The following is a 16,545-nucleotide window of genomic DNA, read 5'->3' as shown; positions in this document are numbered from 1 at the left end:
GCGTGGGGCCTCAGCGGAAGCCGGGCCCGTCGATCAGGGGGTGTGCCGCCAGGAAGTCCTCGTCGATGTCGACGCCGATTCCCGGCGCGTCGAGTGGTCGCACGGTCCCGTCCTGGCCCGGGGTGAACGGGGCGGAGGTGAGCTCGGTGTGCAGGGCCGCGTTCGCCGAGACGTCGGCCTCGAAGTAGCCCGCGTTGTCGATCGCGGCCAGGAAATGAGCGGTCGCGGCCATGTTCACCCCGGTGCTCGCCGTGTGCGGGTGCACCGGCAGGTGCCACGCCGAGGCCAGCGCCGCCACCCGCAGCGCCTCGGTCAGTCCACCCACTTTGGACAGATCGGGTTGGAGCACGCGGACGCTGCCGGCCCGCACGAGCTCGGCGAACTCGTAGCGGGTGAAGTGGTTCTCACCCGCGGCCAGCGCCACGGTGCCGCGACGGGCCAGCTCGGCGTAGCCCGCGGCGTCGGTACGGGGCAGCGGTTCCTCCAGCCACCCGACCTCGTGCTCGGCGAGCGCGGGCAGCACCGCCAGCGCCTGCTCCAGTGTGTACGCGGTGTTGGCGTCCGTGAGGATGGTCGTGTCCGGGTGGGCCTCGCGGACGGCGGCGACGCGCTCGGCGTCGGCGCCCGGGTTGTCACCGATGCGCAGCTTCACGGCACGGAAACCGCGCTCGCGCAGGCGATGCACCTCCTCGGCGAGCACCGGCGGAGGCTGGTAGCCGAGCGCGACGCCGCCCGCGTAGGCCGGGATCGCGCGCGGGGCGCCGCCGAGGAGGCGGTGCAGCGGCCAGCCCGCCGCCTTGGCGCGGATGTCCCACAGCGCGAGGTCGATGCCGCTCATCGCGATGGCCGCGGCGGTGCCGAGACCGAGCCCCCGCAGCTGTGCACGGGCGAGCGTGCTGCCTGCCCCGGTGACGTCGGCGGCGTCGGCGCCGGTGAGCAGCGGTGCGAGCGCGGTGTCGATCAGGTGCGCGACGGTGCCCGGCGCGCGGCCGTGGTGCGATTCGCCCCAGCCGGTGATCCCGGCCTCGGTCCGCACGCGCACCAGCACCGCGTCGCGCTTGACCGAGCGGCCGAAGCCGAGATCCACCTGAGCGTGCGGCGGGGTGGGCACGGAGACACCGAACGCGGTCACCTCCGTGATGCGCAGGTCGTCGCCGGGCAGCCCCATCGCTCGTCCTCTCTGGCGGTATCGGTCGTAGATGACCCTGCGACCGGGGCCCGCTCGCGGCAATGCGCAAAGCGTGATGGCAACGATAGGGACCGGCTATGTCACCTGGCGCGCCGCGCCGCCTCCCGCGCCGGGGGAGCCGGGAACTCACCGCGTTCGACCCGGCCGGCCACATCGCGCCAGAAGCTCAGTGCGGCGCGTTCCATGCCGAGCCCGAGTTCGAGGGTCACCATGCGGCTGGCAACGTCGTCGATGTCGCTGTAGCGCTTCTGCATGGACTCGTATTCGGCGATCCGGCGTTCGTGCTGCTCGATCTGCCCCGAGGCCAGGCGCGCGACGTCCTCGGGGGTGGCCAGCTCGTTGAAGAACAGCTTGATCTCGGCGACGTCGCGCAGCTCGAAATGCGCGTTCACCGGTTCGCTGAGCCAGGTCCGCAGAGCGGTCTCGCCCTCGGTGGTGATCGTGTAGAGCTTGCGCCTGCGCCCGTGTTGCTCCTCCTCGAGCTCCAGCAGGCCGGCGTCCTCGAGCCGCTTCGGCTCCGAGTACAGCTGCGCGTGCGGGAAGCTCCAGAAGTAGCCGACGGAGCGGCCGATCGCGCGTTTGAGGTCGTAGGGCGTCGACGGACCGCGCAGGGCGATCATGCCGAGGACGACGTAGGACGTCGTGGACAGCCGGACGCTTGACATGCCTCGAAGGCTATCGTACGTTCTGGACAGTCTGAAACAGACGATTCCAATCAGATGATCGTCGACTGGTTCCCCTTCCCGTCCCCGAACTGTTGCAACGGAGAGCAGTCATGGATCTGGGCACAGCGCTGCGCTGGACCGCCGAGCGATATCCGGATCGCCGCGCCGTCGGAGGCCCCGAGCCCCTCAGCTACGCCGAATGGGACGACCGCACCGACCGGCTCGCCCTCGCGCTGGCCGGGCAGGGCGTGCGTCCCGGCGACCGGGTGGTGCTCGTGCTGTCCGGCGGGCTTCCGTTGGCCAGCCTGCACCTGGCCGCGCAGAAGCTCGGCGCCGTGTCGGTGCCGCTGTCGTTCCGGTTCGGCCCCGAGGAACTCGCCTACTGCGTCGCCGACGCCGCTCCCGCGCTGGTGATCCACGACGAGGCCAACGAGCAGCTGGTGACGGCCGCGCTGGACGCCGTGCCCGGGGTGCCGCGCCTGCGCTCGGGTCCGGGCGCGGGGACGATCGAGCAGCTCGCCGCACGCGGCGGCGCAGGCACCCCGTTCGGCTCGGCCGACCCGGCCGCGACCAGCGTCATGCTCTACACCTCGGGAACCACCGGCAAGCCCAAGGGCGTTCCCCGCAGCCACTCCGCCGAGCACTACGCCGCGCTGGCCCATCTCATCCAGAGTGGACAGTCCTACTTCGACACCACACTCGGCGTCATGCCGCTGTTCCACACGATGGGCATGCGCACGCTGCTCGCGACGGTGCTCTCGGCGGGCACGTGGGTGCCCCAGGCGCGGTTCGACGCGGACGAGGCGCTGGAGCTGATCACCCGCGAGCGCGTGAGCTGCCTCTACCTGGTGCCCACGATCTACTGGTCCCTGCTGCACACCGGCAGGCTCGGCGAGGCCACGTCGGTGGACAAGCTCGCCTACGCCGGTGCCGCGATGACCACGGCGTTGGCCGAGCGGCTGACGGAGACCCTGCGGCCGTCGCGGTTCGTCAACCACTTCGGCAGCACCGAGATCTACACGTTCACGATCGGTCCCGACGTCCGCGCGAAACCCGGCAGCGCGGGCAGGGCCGGGGTGTTCTCCCGCGTCCGGCTCGTCGCACCCGAGCCGGGCGCGAGTCCCGGGGACGTAGTGGCGCCGGGGGAGCAGGGCCAGCTCGCCGTGTCGATGTCCGGTCCCGAGGCGTTCGCCGGGTACTGGAACCGCCCCGACGCCGACGCCAGGTCGATCCGGGACGGCTGGTACTTCCCCGGCGACCTCGCCGTGGCCGACGAGGACGGCGACCTGTGGGTCGCGGGCCGCGTCGACGACATGATCAACTCCGGCGGCGAGAACATCTACCCCGACGAGATCGAGGACGCGCTCGTCCGCTGCCCCGCGGTGCGTGAGGTGGTCGTCGCGGGCACGGCCGACGACCGCTGGGGCCAGGCCGTCACCGCGTTCTTCGTCCCCGAACCGGGAACCGAGCCCGCGCTGGCCGTCGAGACGCTGTCGGAGTTCGCGCGGGACGGCGCGGGCCTGCCCTCCCTGAAACGGCCCAAGCGCGTCGTCGCCGTCACCGAGATCCCGAAGTCGGCCGTGGGCAAGATCCTGCGCCGCGAGCTCGGGGCCGGGCACTACGAGGTGCTCGCCGAACACGACCTGCAGGAGCGGACATGACGCGCACCACCGCCAGGATCGAGGACCCCGCGCTGCTCACCGGCCGCGGCAGGTTCCTCGACGACCTCGACCCCTTCGCGGGCACGCTCACGGCCGCGATCGTGCGCAGCCCGCACCCGCACGCGCGGATCCGCGGCGTGGACCTCTCGCGTGCGCGCAGGCATCCGGGCGTCGCCGCGGTGGTCGGGCCCGAGGAGGTGGCCGCCGAGCTCAAGCCGTTCCCGCTGGCGGTGAAGACCCCGATGCCGTACTACCCGACCGCGGTGGACAAGGCGCGGTTCGTCGGCGAGCCGGTGGCGATCGTCGTCGCGGCCGACCGCTATGCCGCCGAGGACGCCGCGGAGCTGGTGCACATCGACTACGAGCCGCTGCCGCCCGTCGTGGAGATCGACGACGCGCTCGCGCCGGACGCGCCCCTGCTGCACGACACGGCCGAGAGCAACGTCGCCACCGACCGCACGTTCACCTTCGGGGACGTGGACGAGGTCTTCGCCCGCGCCGACCGCGTCGTGGTCGGCGAGTACGACTTCCCGCGCTACTCGTCGACGCCGATGGAGTGCTACTCGGTGGTGGCCGAGTGGCAGGACGAGGCCGACGGGCCCGCCATCGAGGCGTGGGCCAACTTCCACGGCCCGTTCTCGATGGTGGCGGTGCTGGCCGGGGCGTTCGGCCTGCCCGCGTCGCGGATCCGGCTGCGCATCCCCGCCGACAACGGCGGGAGCTTCGGCATCAAGGCCGGGATCTATCCCTACGTCGCGCTGCTGGCGCTGGCCAGCAAGCACGCGGGCAGGCCCGTGCGCTGGACCGAGGACAGGGTGGAGCACCTGCTGGGCAGCTCGGCCGGTTCCGACCGCAGGATGCGCTTCGAGGCCGCCGTCTCGGCCGACGGTCGCGTGCGGGGCCTGCGCGCCGACCTGATCGACAACGTGGGCGGCTACCTGCGCCCGCCCGAGCCGAGCACGCTCTACCGCTGCTTCGGCAACATCACCGGGGCGTACCGGATCGACGCCGTGTCCATCCGGTCCCGCGCGGTGGTCACCAACAAGACGCCCACGGGCCTCAACCGCGGGTTCGGTGGCCAGCAGCTCTACTTCGGACTCGAACGGCTCATGGACGAGGTCGCGCTGCGCTGCGACCTCGACCCGGGGGAGCTGCGCAGGCGCAACTTCGTCCGTGGCACCGACTTCCCTTACGCGACGCCAACCGGGGGCATCTACGACTCCGGCGACTACCACGCGGCACTGGACCTGCTGCTGAAGAACGCCGACTACCAGGCGTTGCGGCAGGACCAGGCCAGGGCGCGCGAGCGGGGCGAGTACCTGGGCATCGGGCTCGCCACGATCGTCGACCCCTCGGCCACCAACATCGGCTACGTCGGGCTCGCCACGCCCGCCGAGCAGCGGGCGAAGGGCCGCGGCAAGTCCGGCTCCACCGAGCACGTGCGGATCTCCGTCGATCCGAACGGGCTGGTGTCGGTGCTGCTCGGCACCGTCCCGCAGGGCCAGGGCCACGCGACGGTGGCGCAGCAGGTGGTGGCGGACGCACTCGGCCTGCCACGCGAGCAGGTGCGGCCCGTCGTGGAGATGGACACCGCCACCACCCCGTGGACGATCAGCTCGGGCAGCTACTCGTCGCGGTTCGCGCCGCTGCTCACCAGCGCGCTCGTGGAGGCCAGCGAGCGGCTCGCGGAGACCATCAGGATCGCGGGCGCGACGCTGCTCGGTGCCGACGCCGCCGCGGTCGAGCTCGCCGAGGGATCGGTGCGGCTGCGCGACGAGCCCGCGCGGTCAGTGCCGTTCCGGCACGCCGCCGGAGTCGTGCACTGGGACCCGGGCTCGCTGCCGCCCGGCGTGCCCGCGCGGCTCTACGAGGAAGCCGCGTTCACGCCGCCCGAGTCGAAGGCGCCGAGCCGGACCGACCAGATCAACTCCAGCCTGTGCTACGGCTTCGTCGCCGAACTCGCCGTGGTCCGCATCGACGTCGAGACCCGCGAGGTGCGGCTGGAGCAGGTGTTCACCGTCCACGACGCGGGCACCATCCTGGACCCGGTGCTGCTGGAGGGACAGGTGCACGGCGCGCTGGCCCACGCGCTCGGCGGCGCGCTGTACGAGGAGATGCGCTACTCCGAGGCGGGACAGCCCACCGCCACGTTCATGGACTACCTGTGCCCCACGTCGGCGGAGACGACCTACGCGCTCGACAGCGACCACCTGGAGACGCCGTCACCGCTGACCAAGCTCGGCGCCAAGGGCTGCGGCGAGGGCAGCTGCATGAGCCTGCCCGTCGCCATCGCCAACGCGGTCGCCGACGCGCTGCGCCCCGAGGGCGTGGAGATCACGAGCCTGCCCCTGCACGGCAACGTCGTGCACCAGCTGCTGGAACGCAGCGCACTCACCACGGAAAGGAAGAACTGAGCATGGCACTCACCGGAGGCGAGATCCGGCTGGAGCGCGGCCACGACGGCCGCGTCGCCTACCTGACGCTCGACCACGGCAAGTTCAACATCATCACCTGGGAGACGCGGCAGGTGATGGCCGACCGCTTCGCCGAGATCGACGCCGACGACGACATCCAGGTCGTGGTGATCCGGGGCGAGGGCGAGCACTTCTCCTCGGGCGGTGACATCCCCGGCTTCATGGAGGTCGACCCGATCGACTTCACCGACCTCGGGCACAACGTGACCGCACCGGCACGCAGCCCCAAGCCGGTGATCACCGCCGTCGACGGCTACTGCTTCGGCGTGGGCCTCGAGCTGGCGCTGTCCACCGACATCCGCGTGTGCACCGAGCGCAGCGAATTCGCCCTGCCCGAGATGCGGCTCGGCATGATCCCCGGCTCCGGCGGCACCCAGCGGCTCGCGCGGCTCATCGGCCTGTCCAGGGCCAAATACCACATCATGACCGCGAGCAGGATCAAGGCGCGGCAGGCCGGAGACTGGGGCCTCGTGGCCAACGTCGTGCCCGACCGGGCCGCGCTGGACGCCGAGGTGGAGCGCGTCGTGGGCGTGCTGCTCGGCTTCTCGCCGCTGGCCGCGCGTACCGCCAAGGAGGTGCTCGACAAGGGCGTCGACGCCCCGCTCTACTCCGGCATCGAGCTGGAGCGCAAGGCGTACTCGATGCTGCGCTCCAGCAAGGACTTCGCCGAGGGCGTCGCCGCGTTCGCCGAGAAGCGCGCGCCGAAGTTCCAGGGCCGGTGACCAGCGAGTGAAGGCCGCGCCGTTCGCCTACGCCCGCCCGGCCCGCCTCGCCGAGGCGCTCGCCGAGCTCGCCCGTTCCGACGGGGGAGGCAAGGTCATCTCGGGAGGGCAGTCACTGGTTCCCGTGCTCGCCATGCGCCTGGCCAGGCCGGACGTGCTCGTGGACATCAACGGGATCGCCGAGCTGGGGCGCATCGAGCGCTCCGGCGGCTTCGCCGAGATCGGCGCCACCGTGCGGCAGCGCGCGGTGGAGCGCGACCCGGTGAGCCGGGAGGTTCCGCTGCTGGGCATGGCGTTGCCGTGGGTCGGGCACCGGGAGCTGCGCAGCAGGGGGACCGTGTGCGGGAGCCTCGCGCACGCCGACCCCGCGGCGGAGCTGCCCGCCGTGGCGTGCTGTCTCGACGCGTCGCTGACGGTCACCGGGCAGGACGGCGCGCGGCAGGTGGCGGCGCGGGACTTCTTCGCCGGGGCGATGATGACCGCCCTCGGTCCCGGCGACGTGCTCACATCCGTCCGGTTCCCGCTCGCGGGGCCGGGCGACGGGTACGGCTTCGCCGAGATCGCCCGCAGGCACGGCGACTTCGCGCTCGCCGGGGTCGCCGTGCACGTCAACGCCGAGGGCCGCGAGCCGAGCGCCGTGCTGACCGGTTTCGGGATCTCCGACCGGCCGGTGACGCGCTCGGTGGGCGCGGAACTGGCCGAGGCGCTCGACTCCGGTGACCTGGAGGCGGCCCTGCGGTCCCGGCTCGCGGACGTCGTCGAGGACATGGTCGACACCGAGGGTGACGTGCACGCCTCCCGGGACTACCGGCGCCGGCTGTTCGGCGTGCTGGCGAGCCGCGAACTCGCCAAGGCCTACACGCGGACACGGGGAAGGGATGCCGATGACCACGAGTGAGCGCCCGCTGCGGCCGGTGCGGGCGGAGGCGGGCGAGGCGGTCGAGGTGAGCTTCACCGTCAACGGCACGCCGGCGACGCTGGAGCTGCCCGCGAGGGTGACGCTGTCGGACGCGCTGCGCGACCACCTCGGTCTCACGGGCACGCACGTCGGCTGCGAGCACGGCGTGTGTGGCATGTGCACCGTGCTCGTCGACGGGCAGGCGGCGCGCGCGTGCCTGCTGTTCGCCGTGCAGCTCGACGGCGCCGACATCGTGACCGTCGAGGGCCTCGGCAAGCCGGACGCGCTGCACCCGCTGCAGGAGTCGTTCGGCCGCAACCACGCGCTGCAGTGCGGGTTCTGCACGCCCGGGTTCCTCATGAGCTCCTACGACCTGCTCACCGACAAACCCGGCGTGGCCGCCGAGGAACTGCCCGAGGAGCTCTCCGGCGTGATCTGCCGGTGCACCGGGTACCGCAACATCGTCACCGCCGTGCGGGAGACGCAGGAACGGTTCCCCGACGGGATTCCCGCGCCGGGCAACTGCGGAGCGAGAGCCCTCGCCGGGCGCGCCACCGGCCGCGTCGGCGGTGGGCAGGACAGCGACGAGCCCCCGGACGACGCGCCGAAGTCCGTGGAGATCGTGCTGCCCGGCGGGGAGCCGACCATCGCGGTGCGGATCACCACCGAGATCGCGGTGGCAGGCGACCAGGTGTGGGACGTCTTCGACGACATCGGGCTGCTCGCACGCTGCCTGCCCGGCGCTGAGCTGACCGGCGAGCTCGGCGGCGACCAGTACGCGGGCAGGGCCAGGGTCTCGGTCGGCCCGGTCAAGCTCGCGTTCAAGGGCGTGGCCCAGGTTCTCGAGCACGACCGGGCGGCGCGCAGGCTGCGGGTGCTGGCGCAGGGCCAGGACAGCGGCGGCGCGCAGACGCAGGCCGACATCGAGCTGCGCACCGAGCCCTCCGGCGAGGGCACGGTGCTGCACGCCGACGCCAAGGTGTACCTCACCGGCCGGATCGCGCAGTTCGGCCGCGCGCTCGCCGGCGACATCAGCAGGCGGATGTTCGAGCAGTTCGCGGCGGCGGTCGCGGAGGCGGCGACGTCCGGCGAGGCCCCGTCCGGTCCCGTACGCGCACCCAGCGCGCTGCGGCTGATGCTGGGCTCGCTGCTCGACCGGCTCCGCCGCCCGCGAAGGAAGGGGAGTGGTGCCGCTCGTTGACGTCGCGTGGCTCAGAACATACTGTTTCCACAGTCCGAAACATATGGTCCGGTTCGACGGGCCGTCGGCGATCAGGAGGGTGGCATGAGCACGACTCACGACCACCCGCGCCCTCGCTAGTCCCATGGAACTCCACCAGCTCCGGTACGTGGCGGCAGTGGCCGACGCGGGCAGCTTCACCCGCGCCGCCGAGGTGCTCTACCTCGCCCAGCCGTCACTGTCGGTGCAGATCCGCAAGCTGGAGAAGGAACTCGGCGTCGCGTTGTTCGAACGGCTGGGCCGCAAGGTCACGCTGACCACTGCGGGCGAGGCGTTCCTCGAACACGCTCGCCCGGCGCTGTTCCACCTGGAGCGCGCGCGGGAGGAAGCCGTCGCGGTGCGCGACCTGCAGCGCGGCAGGCTCGCGATCGGGGCGCTGCCGAGCGTCGGGGCGACGCTGCTGCCGAAGGTCCTGGCGGACTATCGCGCCGCCTACCCGGACGTCGAACTGCGGCTGATCGAGCACAACGTCTCCGCGGAGTTCGAGCGCATGGTGCAGGTGGGCGAACTGGACCTCGCCGTGGTGCGGGCGCCGTGGGAACGGCCGGGAATCACCGGCAGGGTACTGATCCGCGAACCGATGGTGGCGATGCTGCCGCCGGGGCACCGGCTCGCCGACCGGGCCGAGCTCGACCTCGCGGAGCTGTCCGGCGACGACTTCGTGGGCATGCAACAGGGTTCGGGCCTGCGGAGCATTCTGGAGACGGCGTGCCACAGGCACGGCTTCACCCCGAAGGTGACCGTCGAGACCGAGCAGCTGTCCGTGCTGTGCGGGATGGTCCGCAACGGCGTCGGCGTCTCGGTCGTGCCGCGGCTCGTCGCCTCCGGCTACGAACCGACGGTCCGGCTGAACGATCCACGGGACTCCCGCGAGCTCGGTGTCGTGTGGCGCGCGGGCGGCCAGCTCGCTCCCGCCGCGCTGGCCCTGCTCGACCTGCTGCTCACCGAGGTCAGGCGGTTCGGTGCCGACACCGCTGACACCACAGTGGACGGTCTCGGGCTGGGCGTCTAGTTCTCACAGTCACTGCCATAGCCGTTGCCTACCGCCGCGGTAGGCAACTGCCCATCGCCGCGCGTCGCGCGGCGCACTGTAATGCCTACCAGGCGCGATTCTCACAAGGAGGTGGGTCATGTCGGCTCCCGCCACGGGCGGGCTCTCCCGTCGTGCCACCCTGTACGCGGCCTTCACGTCGGTCGCGGGCTGGGCGTTCGATCTGTTCGACCTGTTCATCCTGCTCTACATCGCGGGCACGGTCGGCGAGCTGATCTTCCCCGCGCACAGCCCGACACTCAGCCTCGCCGCCGTGTACGCCTCGTTCGCGGTGAGCGTGCTGCTGCGCCCCGCGGGTGCGGCGATCTTCGGCGCCGTCGCCGACCGGAGCGGGCGCAAGAAGACGATGGTGATCGTGCTCGCCGGGGTCGGGCTGTCGACCGCGGCGATGGGCGCCGTGCCCACCTACGCCGCCGCCGGGCTCGCCGCACCGTTGCTGTTCCTGGCACTGCGCCTGGTGCAGGGTGTGTTCGTGGGCGGGGTCGTCGCGGCCACCCACACCCTGGGCACGGAGAGCGTGCCGCCGCGCTGGCGCGGCCTGATGTCCGGGCTCGTCGGCGGTGGCGGGGCCGGGCTGGGCGCCGCGCTGGCCAGCGGGCTGTTCATTCTCGTCAACCACCTCTTCCCCGGTGACGAGTTCGACGTGTGGGGCTGGCGTGTGATGTTCTTCGCCGGTCTGGTCGCGGCGATGCTGAGCTACCTGGTGGTGCGCGGCGTCGAGGAGTCGCCGCTGTGGAAGGCCGCCCAGCAGGCGGGCCCGCCCGCGAAGGTGCGCATCAGCGACCTGGTGCGCGGCGGCCGGGGAAGGATGTTCGCGCTCAACATCGTGCTCGTCGCCGGAGCGGGCTCCCAGTACTACCTGACCTCCGGCTACCTGCCGACGCTGCTCGGTGAGGTCACCGGCGTCAGGGGCACGGTGCAGGGCGTGATCCTGCTCGTCTCCAGCCTCGGCGTGGTGGTCGCGACGATCATCGCCGGGGAGCTGTCCGAGCACCTCGGCAGGCGCCGCACGATGCTGCTCTTCGGCGGCGTCAACCTGGTCGCGCTGCCGCTGCTGGTGTGGCTGATCACGAGCAGCGATCCCGGTGACACCACGGCGATCCTGTGGTACTCGATCCTGCTGGCGTTCCTGGCCAACGCCGCCTACTCGCCCGTGATGGTGTTCCTGAACGAGCGTTACCCGACGTCGCTGCGTTCCCGCGGCACGGCGGTCTGCTGGAACCTCGGCTTCATGGTCGGCGGGCTCATGCCCACGTTCGTGAACCTGGCGAGCCCCGGGCTGTCCGACGTGCCCGGCAGGCTCATGGTTTTCCTGGTCGTCATGGTCGCCGTGTTCCTCGTGGCGAACGTGATCAGCCCGGAGACCAAGGGCTCCATGGAGAACGAGGAAGCCCCGAGGGCGACCGTTTCGGACAGAGAGGAAGTCTCATGACCGCACCCGACCTGCGTGGCAAGGTCGTGCTGCTCACCGGCTGCACGGGAGACATCGGTGCCACCTATCTGCGGGCGCTCACGGCGGCGGGGGCCGACGTGGTCGCCGCCGACCTCGCCGACGGGGCGGAGCAGGCGGAGAAGGCGGGCGCCGACGGGCCCGGCAGCGCGGTCTTCACCCGCTGCGACATCACCGACGACTCCGATGTGGACGGTGCGGTGCGACTGGCCGTGGACCGCTTCGGCGGACTGGACGCGGTGGTGAACAACGCCGCCGTCTACAAGGCGCTCGGCCACAAACGCCCGCTGGAGGAGCTCACCGCGGCGGACTGGGACACCGTGCTGCGCGTCAACGTGCGCGGCACGTGGCAGGTGATCCGGGCGGCGCTGCCCGCGCTGCGGGCACGGGGCGGCGGCCGCATCGTCAACGTCGCCTCCGTGGTCACGCGCACCGGCGCCGCCGGGTTCGCCCACTACGTGGCCTCGAAGGCCGCGGTGGAGGGCCTCACCAGGGCCGCGGCCAGGGAACTCGGCCGCGACGGCATCGGCGTCAACGCCGTCTCGCCGGGTCTCGTCGACGACGAGGCGACCCGGGCGATCAACGACGACGGTTACGTCGCGAACGCCGCCGCGAGCCGCTCGCTGCCCAGGGCGATGCGGCCGGACGATCTGGTGGGCGCGGTGCTGTGGCTCGTCAGCGACGCCAGCGCGTTCGTGTCCGGGCAGACCGTGGTCGTCGACGGTGGCGGGGTGTTCGTGTGATGGACACGGACTGGAAGATCCCGCAGGACGCCACCCCGGCCGACCCGGCGACCCTGCGCGTGCTGGGCGAGGTCGCCGCTGTCACGCCGGGGGAGCTCGACAAGGCCGCGCACGCGGCCGACCAGGCGATGCGGGACAGCTGGCCGGTGGACGCCAAGCTGCGGCAGCTCGCGCTCTGGCGCTGGGCGGACCTGCTCGCCGGGCACGGGGACGAACTGGTCTCCGCACTCGTCGCCGAAAGCGGCAAACCGGTCCGCGAGGCCCGCATCGAGGTGGCGGGCGCCGTCGACGCCCTGCGCTACAACGCGGGCCTCACCCGGTTGGTCAACGGCAGGGCGGGGACCCTGCCGGACGGCTCGCAGGCGCATCTGGTGCGGGAGCCGGTGGGGGTCACGGCGCTGATCGTGCCGTGGAACTGGCCGTTGCTGCTGCTCCTGCGGGATCTGGCGCCCGCACTCGCGGCCGGCGTGACCGCGCTCGTGAAACCCGCGCCGCAGACCACGCTGGTCACGCAGCGGGCCGTGCGCCTCGCCCACGAGGCGGGTATCGGCGAGGACGTGGTGCGGGTCGTCGCCGGGGACGGGCTCGTCGGCGAGGCGCTCGTGACGCATCCGCTCGTGCGGGCCGTCGCGTTCACGGGCTCGACGGCCGTGGGCGCGGCCATCCGTTCCGCGGCCGCGCCCGACATGACCCGCACCCTGCTGGAACTCGGCGGCAAGGCGGCGATGACGGTGTTCGCCGACGCCGACGTTGACGCCGCGGCCGAGACGGCGGCGCGGGCCTCGGTGATCACGACCGGCCAGATGTGCATGGCGTGTACGCGGCTGCTCGTGCAGCGCGGCGTGTTCGACCGGGTGCGCGACCGCGTGGTCGACGTGCTCCGGTCGCTGCGTACCGGTGATCCGCGGGAGGAGAACACCGACCTCGGCCCGCTCATCTCCGCACCCGCGCTGGAGCGGTTCACCGGGTATGTGGACCTGGCGCGCACCGGGGCGAGGCTGCTCACCGGCGGTGAGCCGGCCGATGCCGACGGCCTGCCGGGGCACTTCGTCACCCCGGCGGCGGTCACCGGCGCCGCGCCGGACTCGCCGCTGGTACAGCACGACCTGTTCGGCCCGCTGCTCAGCATCGAGCCGTTCGACGACGAGGACGATGCCGTCCGGCTCGCGAACGCGACGCCGTACGGGCTCGCGGCGGCGCTGTGGACGAGCGACCTGGACCGGGCGTGGCGGGTGTCGCGCAGGCTGCGCGCGGGCACGGTCTGGGTGAACGGCTACAACCGCTCGTACGCGGAGATGCCCAGCGGCGGCCACGGCGCCTCCGGCCTCGGCCGTACCCGCGGTGTCGAGGGCATCGAACAGTTCACGGAGCTCAAGCACGTCCATTTCGGAGCCGGGAGGTAGGCACATGGAAGAGGAGCGGTTCCCGCCCAGGATCGTCGTGGGAATCAGCGGCGCCTCGGGCGTGCTCTACGGCGTCCGCGCCCTGGAGTTGTTGTCCCAGCTCGGTGTCGAGACGCACCTCGTGTTCACGAAGGCGGCCCGCGCGACGCTCGCCCAGGAGACGGACCTGAGCGTCGCCGACGTCAAGGCGCTCGCCGACCAGGTCTACTCCGAGCACGATCTCGGCGCCGCCATCTCCAGCGGGTCGTTCCCCACCGACGGCATGCTCGTGGCGCCCTGCAGCATCAAGTCGCTGTCGGGCATCGCCAACAGCTACGACGACACCCTGCTGGTGCGCGCGGCCGACGTGACGCTGAAGGAGCGGAGGCCGCTCGTGCTGATGGTGCGCGAGACGCCGCTGCACGCGGGGCACCTCCGGCTGCTGGCGCAGGCGTGCGACATCGGCGCCACGATCATGCCGCCGGTGCCCGCGTTCTACACGCGGCCCGACTCGCTGGACACGATGATTACCCAGACCGTCGGCAGGGCGCTCGACGCCCTGCGCCTGCCGCATCCGGCGACGGCGCGCTGGACGGCGGAGTCGCGCGGCTGACCCGTGCGGTCCCGTGGCCTGGGACGACACGCCGGCCGCGCCCGGTGTCCTCGGCCTGTTCGGCCTCGCGGTGATGATCGGGGCCGCGGATCACGGTCGACGCCGACAGCGGGGTGGCGCCGTGGAAGCAGGTTCACGACCAGTTCTCGCGCCTGATCGCGGGCGGCAGGTTGCCGCCGGGTGCGCGGTTGCCCCCGATCCGGCAGTTCGCGCGCGACCTCGGGCCGGCCTCCGGCACGGTCGCGCGGGTCTTCCGTGAGCTGGAAGCCGCAGGCCTGGTCACGACGGGCAGGACCAGGGCACCACGGGGACCGGGCTCGCCGACCGGCAGAGCCCGGACTCGCTCCTGCACGCGGGCGCGGCGAGGTTCGCCGCCTGCGCGCGCCACCTCGGCGCCGGCTCCGAGACGGCGGCCGAGGCGGTGCGAGCCGCCTATGCCCGGATCGACCGGTTCTCCAGGTAGCCGCTCACCGTCCACTGTGGTCAACCCGCGAGTCCCGGTGCGCTGCGCCGGACGAGCCTCGGTGAGGTCGCCGGCCGGCGCGATCCGGCCCGTCAGGGCCGCGCTCATCTTCTCACGGGCACGCCGTCGGCTGAATGGTCATCGGAAGGTGCCTCGGTAGCCGAACTTACGATTCCAAGGTCGTCGGCGCCCTCGCCCTTCGATCCTGCTACGGCCTGCCGCGTCCGCGCAGCTGCCTGGGTCGTTTTACCTGGACTAAATACTGTGCATCTTGACTATACGTGCTGCGCCCGGCTCTAATGGGCCAGTCGCGAGCCCACCGCTCGCCACGGCGTCCGAAATGGAGGGTGCGCGCGTGTCCGTCGACTGGTTGCTCACCGGTGGGGAGATCGTCTCCTTCGACCCGGCGATCCCTGCCGCGTCGGCACTGGCCGTCACCGAAGGACGGATCGTCGCGGTCGGTTCCGGCGACGAGCTGGCACCGCTCGCCGGTCCCCGGACCCGCCGTACCCGGCTCGACGGGGCCGCCGTGCTGCCGGGCTTCTGCGACACCCACATGCACCTCGAGAAGGTCTCGCACGAGTTCTCGATGCTCGCGCTCGACGGCGCCCGCGATGTCGCCGACGTGTGCGAGCGCGTGCGCGAGCGGGCCGACGGCACCGCGCCGGGTGCGTGGATCCGGTGCCTCGGCGACGCCGGGGGCTGGCACGAACGCAACCTCGCCGAGGGCAGGCTGCCGACCCGCGCCGAACTGGACGCCGCAGCGGGCGGCCATCCGGTGTTCCTGTACCGCAGGCCCGACCACGGTGCACTGAACAGCGCCGCCGCGACGGCACTGGCCGGACTGCTCGCGGACGCGGGCGACGGTGAGTGGGATCCCGCCACGGGGCACCTCCACGGCACGCGCGTGCGGCTGGTCAACGACGCGCTGTACCGGCCCGGCGTGCACGAGCACGAACACCAGCTCGACCTGCTGGCCTGTGCCTCCCGGCGACTGCTCGAGATGGGCGTCACGACCGTCGTCGATCCCGGACTTCCCGCGGGATTCGACGCCGCCTGGCGGCTCTACCGCGCCGCCGCCGACCGCGGCGTGCTCGCCCAGCGCGTCCTGTTGATGAACCGCTTCGACTGGCGCCGCGACTTCACCGAGGAGCTCGACCGCGTCCGGCAGAGCACGGCGCTGCCGGGAGACGGCGACGGCCGGCTCCGCGCGTGGGCGCTCAAACTGGTCCTCGACGGCGAGTTCACCGGCGCGTGGCACCGTCCCGGCGAGGAACCCGGCAGCGAGCGCAACGCCCGCTACTCGCCCGGCGAGCTGCGCACCGTGCTGCGCCTGTGTGCCGACCGGGCCTGGCCGCTCTGCGTGCACGCGATGGGCGGCGGAGCGATCGCCGCCGTCACCGCCGCCGTACGGGAGCTGCGCGCCGGGGGTGCGGTGTTCACGCCCGGCCAGGTGTCGATCGCGCACGCCTTCCTCATCGGCGAGCGCGATCTCGACGACTGCGCCGAGCTCGGCATCGGACTCTCGGTGCAGCCCGCGCTCGCCTACACCTACGCCCGGGAGATGCGCGCGGTGTGGGGCGCCCTGGCCGGACAGGCCGTGCCGTTCGGCACGATGGCGCGCCGCGGCGCGCGGTTCGCGGGCGGGTCCGACACCCACCCGTGCGACCCGCTCACGGGCGCGGCGATCGCGGTCACCCGCAAGGCGTGGGACGGTTCGAGCCTCGGCGAGCACGAGGCGCTCACGCCGCACCAGGCACTCTCGCTCTACACCCGCGAGGCCGGGCACTACATCGGGCTGCCGGACGTCGGGGTGCTCACGCCGGGTGCCGTCGCCGACTTCGCGGTCTGGCCGGAGAACCCGCTCGGCCGCGCGCCGGAGGACTGGCCCTCGCTGCGGCCCGCGCTCGTCGCCGTCGACGGCAGACCCGTGTGGACCGACGACTGACTCCGCGTTTCCTCGACACCGGACGAACGACACGACAAGGAGCTGC

Annotated in this window: 14 protein-coding genes; 12 read left to right on the top strand and 2 right to left on the bottom strand. The window is 72.5% G+C overall.

What is annotated here, in order from left to right; all coding sequences use genetic code 11:
• Positions 1 to 10: 10 nt before the first annotated feature.
• Positions 11 to 1,168 carry a mandelate racemase/muconate lactonizing enzyme family protein gene (locus BA062_RS15790; RefSeq protein ID WP_210406857.1) on the bottom strand — a complete coding sequence of 386 codons (1,158 nt, stop codon included), beginning with the start codon at positions 1,166 to 1,168 and terminating at the stop codon, positions 11 to 13.
• Between the two features lie 101 nt (positions 1,169 to 1,269).
• On the bottom strand, positions 1,270 to 1,854 hold the full coding sequence (locus BA062_RS15785; RefSeq protein WP_110336960.1) for a PadR family transcriptional regulator: 585 nt from the start codon (positions 1,852 to 1,854) through the stop codon (positions 1,270 to 1,272).
• Between the two features lie 110 nt (positions 1,855 to 1,964).
• Here BA062_RS15785 and BA062_RS15780 point away from each other — a divergent pair, with 110 nt between their 5' ends.
• The 12 genes from BA062_RS15780 (at position 1,965) to BA062_RS15725 (ending at position 16,499) form a co-directional block, all read left to right on the top strand.
• Positions 1,965 to 3,515, top strand: a complete 1,551-nt coding sequence (locus BA062_RS15780) for a class I adenylate-forming enzyme family protein (RefSeq protein WP_110336958.1) — start codon at positions 1,965 to 1,967, stop codon at positions 3,513 to 3,515.
• Positions 3,512 to 5,929, top strand: a complete 2,418-nt coding sequence (locus BA062_RS15775; protein ID WP_110336956.1) for a xanthine dehydrogenase family protein molybdopterin-binding subunit — start codon at positions 3,512 to 3,514, stop codon at positions 5,927 to 5,929. Before BA062_RS15780 ends, BA062_RS15775 begins: the two co-directional genes overlap by 4 nt.
• A 2-nt stretch (positions 5,930 to 5,931) precedes the next feature.
• Positions 5,932 to 6,711: an enoyl-CoA hydratase/isomerase family protein gene (locus BA062_RS15770; RefSeq protein WP_110336954.1), complete on the top strand. Its 780-nt coding sequence runs from the start codon at positions 5,932 to 5,934 to the stop codon at positions 6,709 to 6,711.
• Between the two features lie 7 nt (positions 6,712 to 6,718).
• Positions 6,719 to 7,609 carry an FAD binding domain-containing protein gene (locus BA062_RS15765; protein ID WP_110336952.1) on the top strand — a complete coding sequence of 297 codons (891 nt, stop codon included), beginning with the start codon at positions 6,719 to 6,721 and terminating at the stop codon, positions 7,607 to 7,609.
• The gene (locus BA062_RS15760) at positions 7,596 to 8,810 is read left to right on the top strand and encodes a xanthine dehydrogenase family Fe-S subunit (protein ID WP_210406856.1); all 1,215 of its coding nucleotides are present in this window, start codon (positions 7,596 to 7,598) and stop codon (positions 8,808 to 8,810) included. The genes BA062_RS15765 and BA062_RS15760 overlap by 14 nt, the downstream gene beginning before the upstream one ends.
• A gap of 124 nt (positions 8,811 to 8,934) precedes the next feature.
• A complete protein-coding gene (locus BA062_RS15755; protein WP_110336948.1) occupies positions 8,935 to 9,861 on the top strand; it encodes a LysR family transcriptional regulator in 927 nt (308 codons plus the stop codon).
• Between the two features lie 118 nt (positions 9,862 to 9,979).
• Positions 9,980 to 11,332 carry an MFS transporter gene (locus BA062_RS15750; RefSeq protein ID WP_110336946.1) on the top strand — a complete coding sequence of 451 codons (1,353 nt, stop codon included), beginning with the start codon at positions 9,980 to 9,982 and terminating at the stop codon, positions 11,330 to 11,332.
• Positions 11,329 to 12,093, top strand: coding sequence for an SDR family NAD(P)-dependent oxidoreductase (locus BA062_RS15745; RefSeq protein WP_110336944.1), 765 nt, complete (start codon positions 11,329 to 11,331; stop codon positions 12,091 to 12,093). The genes BA062_RS15750 and BA062_RS15745 overlap by 4 nt, the downstream gene beginning before the upstream one ends.
• Entirely contained in the window at positions 12,093 to 13,496 is a 1,404-nt protein-coding gene (locus BA062_RS15740; RefSeq protein WP_110336942.1) for an aldehyde dehydrogenase family protein, read from the top strand. Before BA062_RS15745 ends, BA062_RS15740 begins: the two co-directional genes overlap by 1 nt.
• Before the next feature lie 4 nt (positions 13,497 to 13,500).
• On the top strand, positions 13,501 to 14,088 hold the full coding sequence (locus BA062_RS15735) for a UbiX family flavin prenyltransferase (RefSeq protein WP_110336940.1): 588 nt from the start codon (positions 13,501 to 13,503) through the stop codon (positions 14,086 to 14,088).
• A 113-nt stretch (positions 14,089 to 14,201) separates the two neighbouring features.
• Positions 14,202 to 14,711, top strand: a complete 510-nt coding sequence (locus tag BA062_RS15730; RefSeq protein WP_342768914.1) for a GntR family transcriptional regulator — start codon at positions 14,202 to 14,204, stop codon at positions 14,709 to 14,711.
• 195 nt (positions 14,712 to 14,906) lie between these two features.
• Positions 14,907 to 16,499 carry an amidohydrolase gene (locus BA062_RS15725; protein ID WP_168213984.1) on the top strand — a complete coding sequence of 531 codons (1,593 nt, stop codon included), beginning with the start codon at positions 14,907 to 14,909 and terminating at the stop codon, positions 16,497 to 16,499.
• Positions 16,500 to 16,545 lie beyond the last annotated feature (46 nt).

The organism is Prauserella flavalba (assembly GCF_003202235.1).
GTDB classification, from domain to species: domain Bacteria; phylum Actinomycetota; class Actinomycetes; order Mycobacteriales; family Pseudonocardiaceae; genus Prauserella_A; species Prauserella_A flavalba.
Note: the sequence above shows the minus strand (reverse complement) of the source record. Positions and strands in the feature narration are given on the sequence as shown.

What these genes read in the sequence shown, in the direction of transcription:
- BA062_RS15755 (WP_110336948.1), top strand. Translation starts at nt 8,935, where the DNA reads ATGGAACTCCACCAGCTCCGGTACGTGGCGGCAGTGGCCGACGCGGGC.
- BA062_RS15785 (WP_110336960.1), bottom strand. Translation starts at nt 1,854, where the DNA reads ATGTCAAGCGTCCGGCTGTCCACGACGTCCTACGTCGTCCTCGGCATG.
- BA062_RS15745 (WP_110336944.1), top strand. Translation starts at nt 11,329, where the DNA reads ATGACCGCACCCGACCTGCGTGGCAAGGTCGTGCTGCTCACCGGCTGC.
- BA062_RS15790 (WP_210406857.1), bottom strand. Translation starts at nt 1,168, where the DNA reads ATGGGGCTGCCCGGCGACGACCTGCGCATCACGGAGGTGACCGCGTTC.
- BA062_RS15775 (WP_110336956.1), top strand. Translation starts at nt 3,512, where the DNA reads ATGACGCGCACCACCGCCAGGATCGAGGACCCCGCGCTGCTCACCGGC.
- BA062_RS15780 (WP_110336958.1), top strand. Translation starts at nt 1,965, where the DNA reads ATGGATCTGGGCACAGCGCTGCGCTGGACCGCCGAGCGATATCCGGAT.
- BA062_RS15750 (WP_110336946.1), top strand. Translation starts at nt 9,980, where the DNA reads ATGTCGGCTCCCGCCACGGGCGGGCTCTCCCGTCGTGCCACCCTGTAC.
- BA062_RS15760 (WP_210406856.1), top strand. Translation starts at nt 7,596, where the DNA reads ATGACCACGAGTGAGCGCCCGCTGCGGCCGGTGCGGGCGGAGGCGGGC.
- BA062_RS15740 (WP_110336942.1), top strand. Translation starts at nt 12,093, where the DNA reads ATGGACACGGACTGGAAGATCCCGCAGGACGCCACCCCGGCCGACCCG.
- BA062_RS15735 (WP_110336940.1), top strand. Translation starts at nt 13,501, where the DNA reads ATGGAAGAGGAGCGGTTCCCGCCCAGGATCGTCGTGGGAATCAGCGGC.
- BA062_RS15770 (WP_110336954.1), top strand. Translation starts at nt 5,932, where the DNA reads ATGGCACTCACCGGAGGCGAGATCCGGCTGGAGCGCGGCCACGACGGC.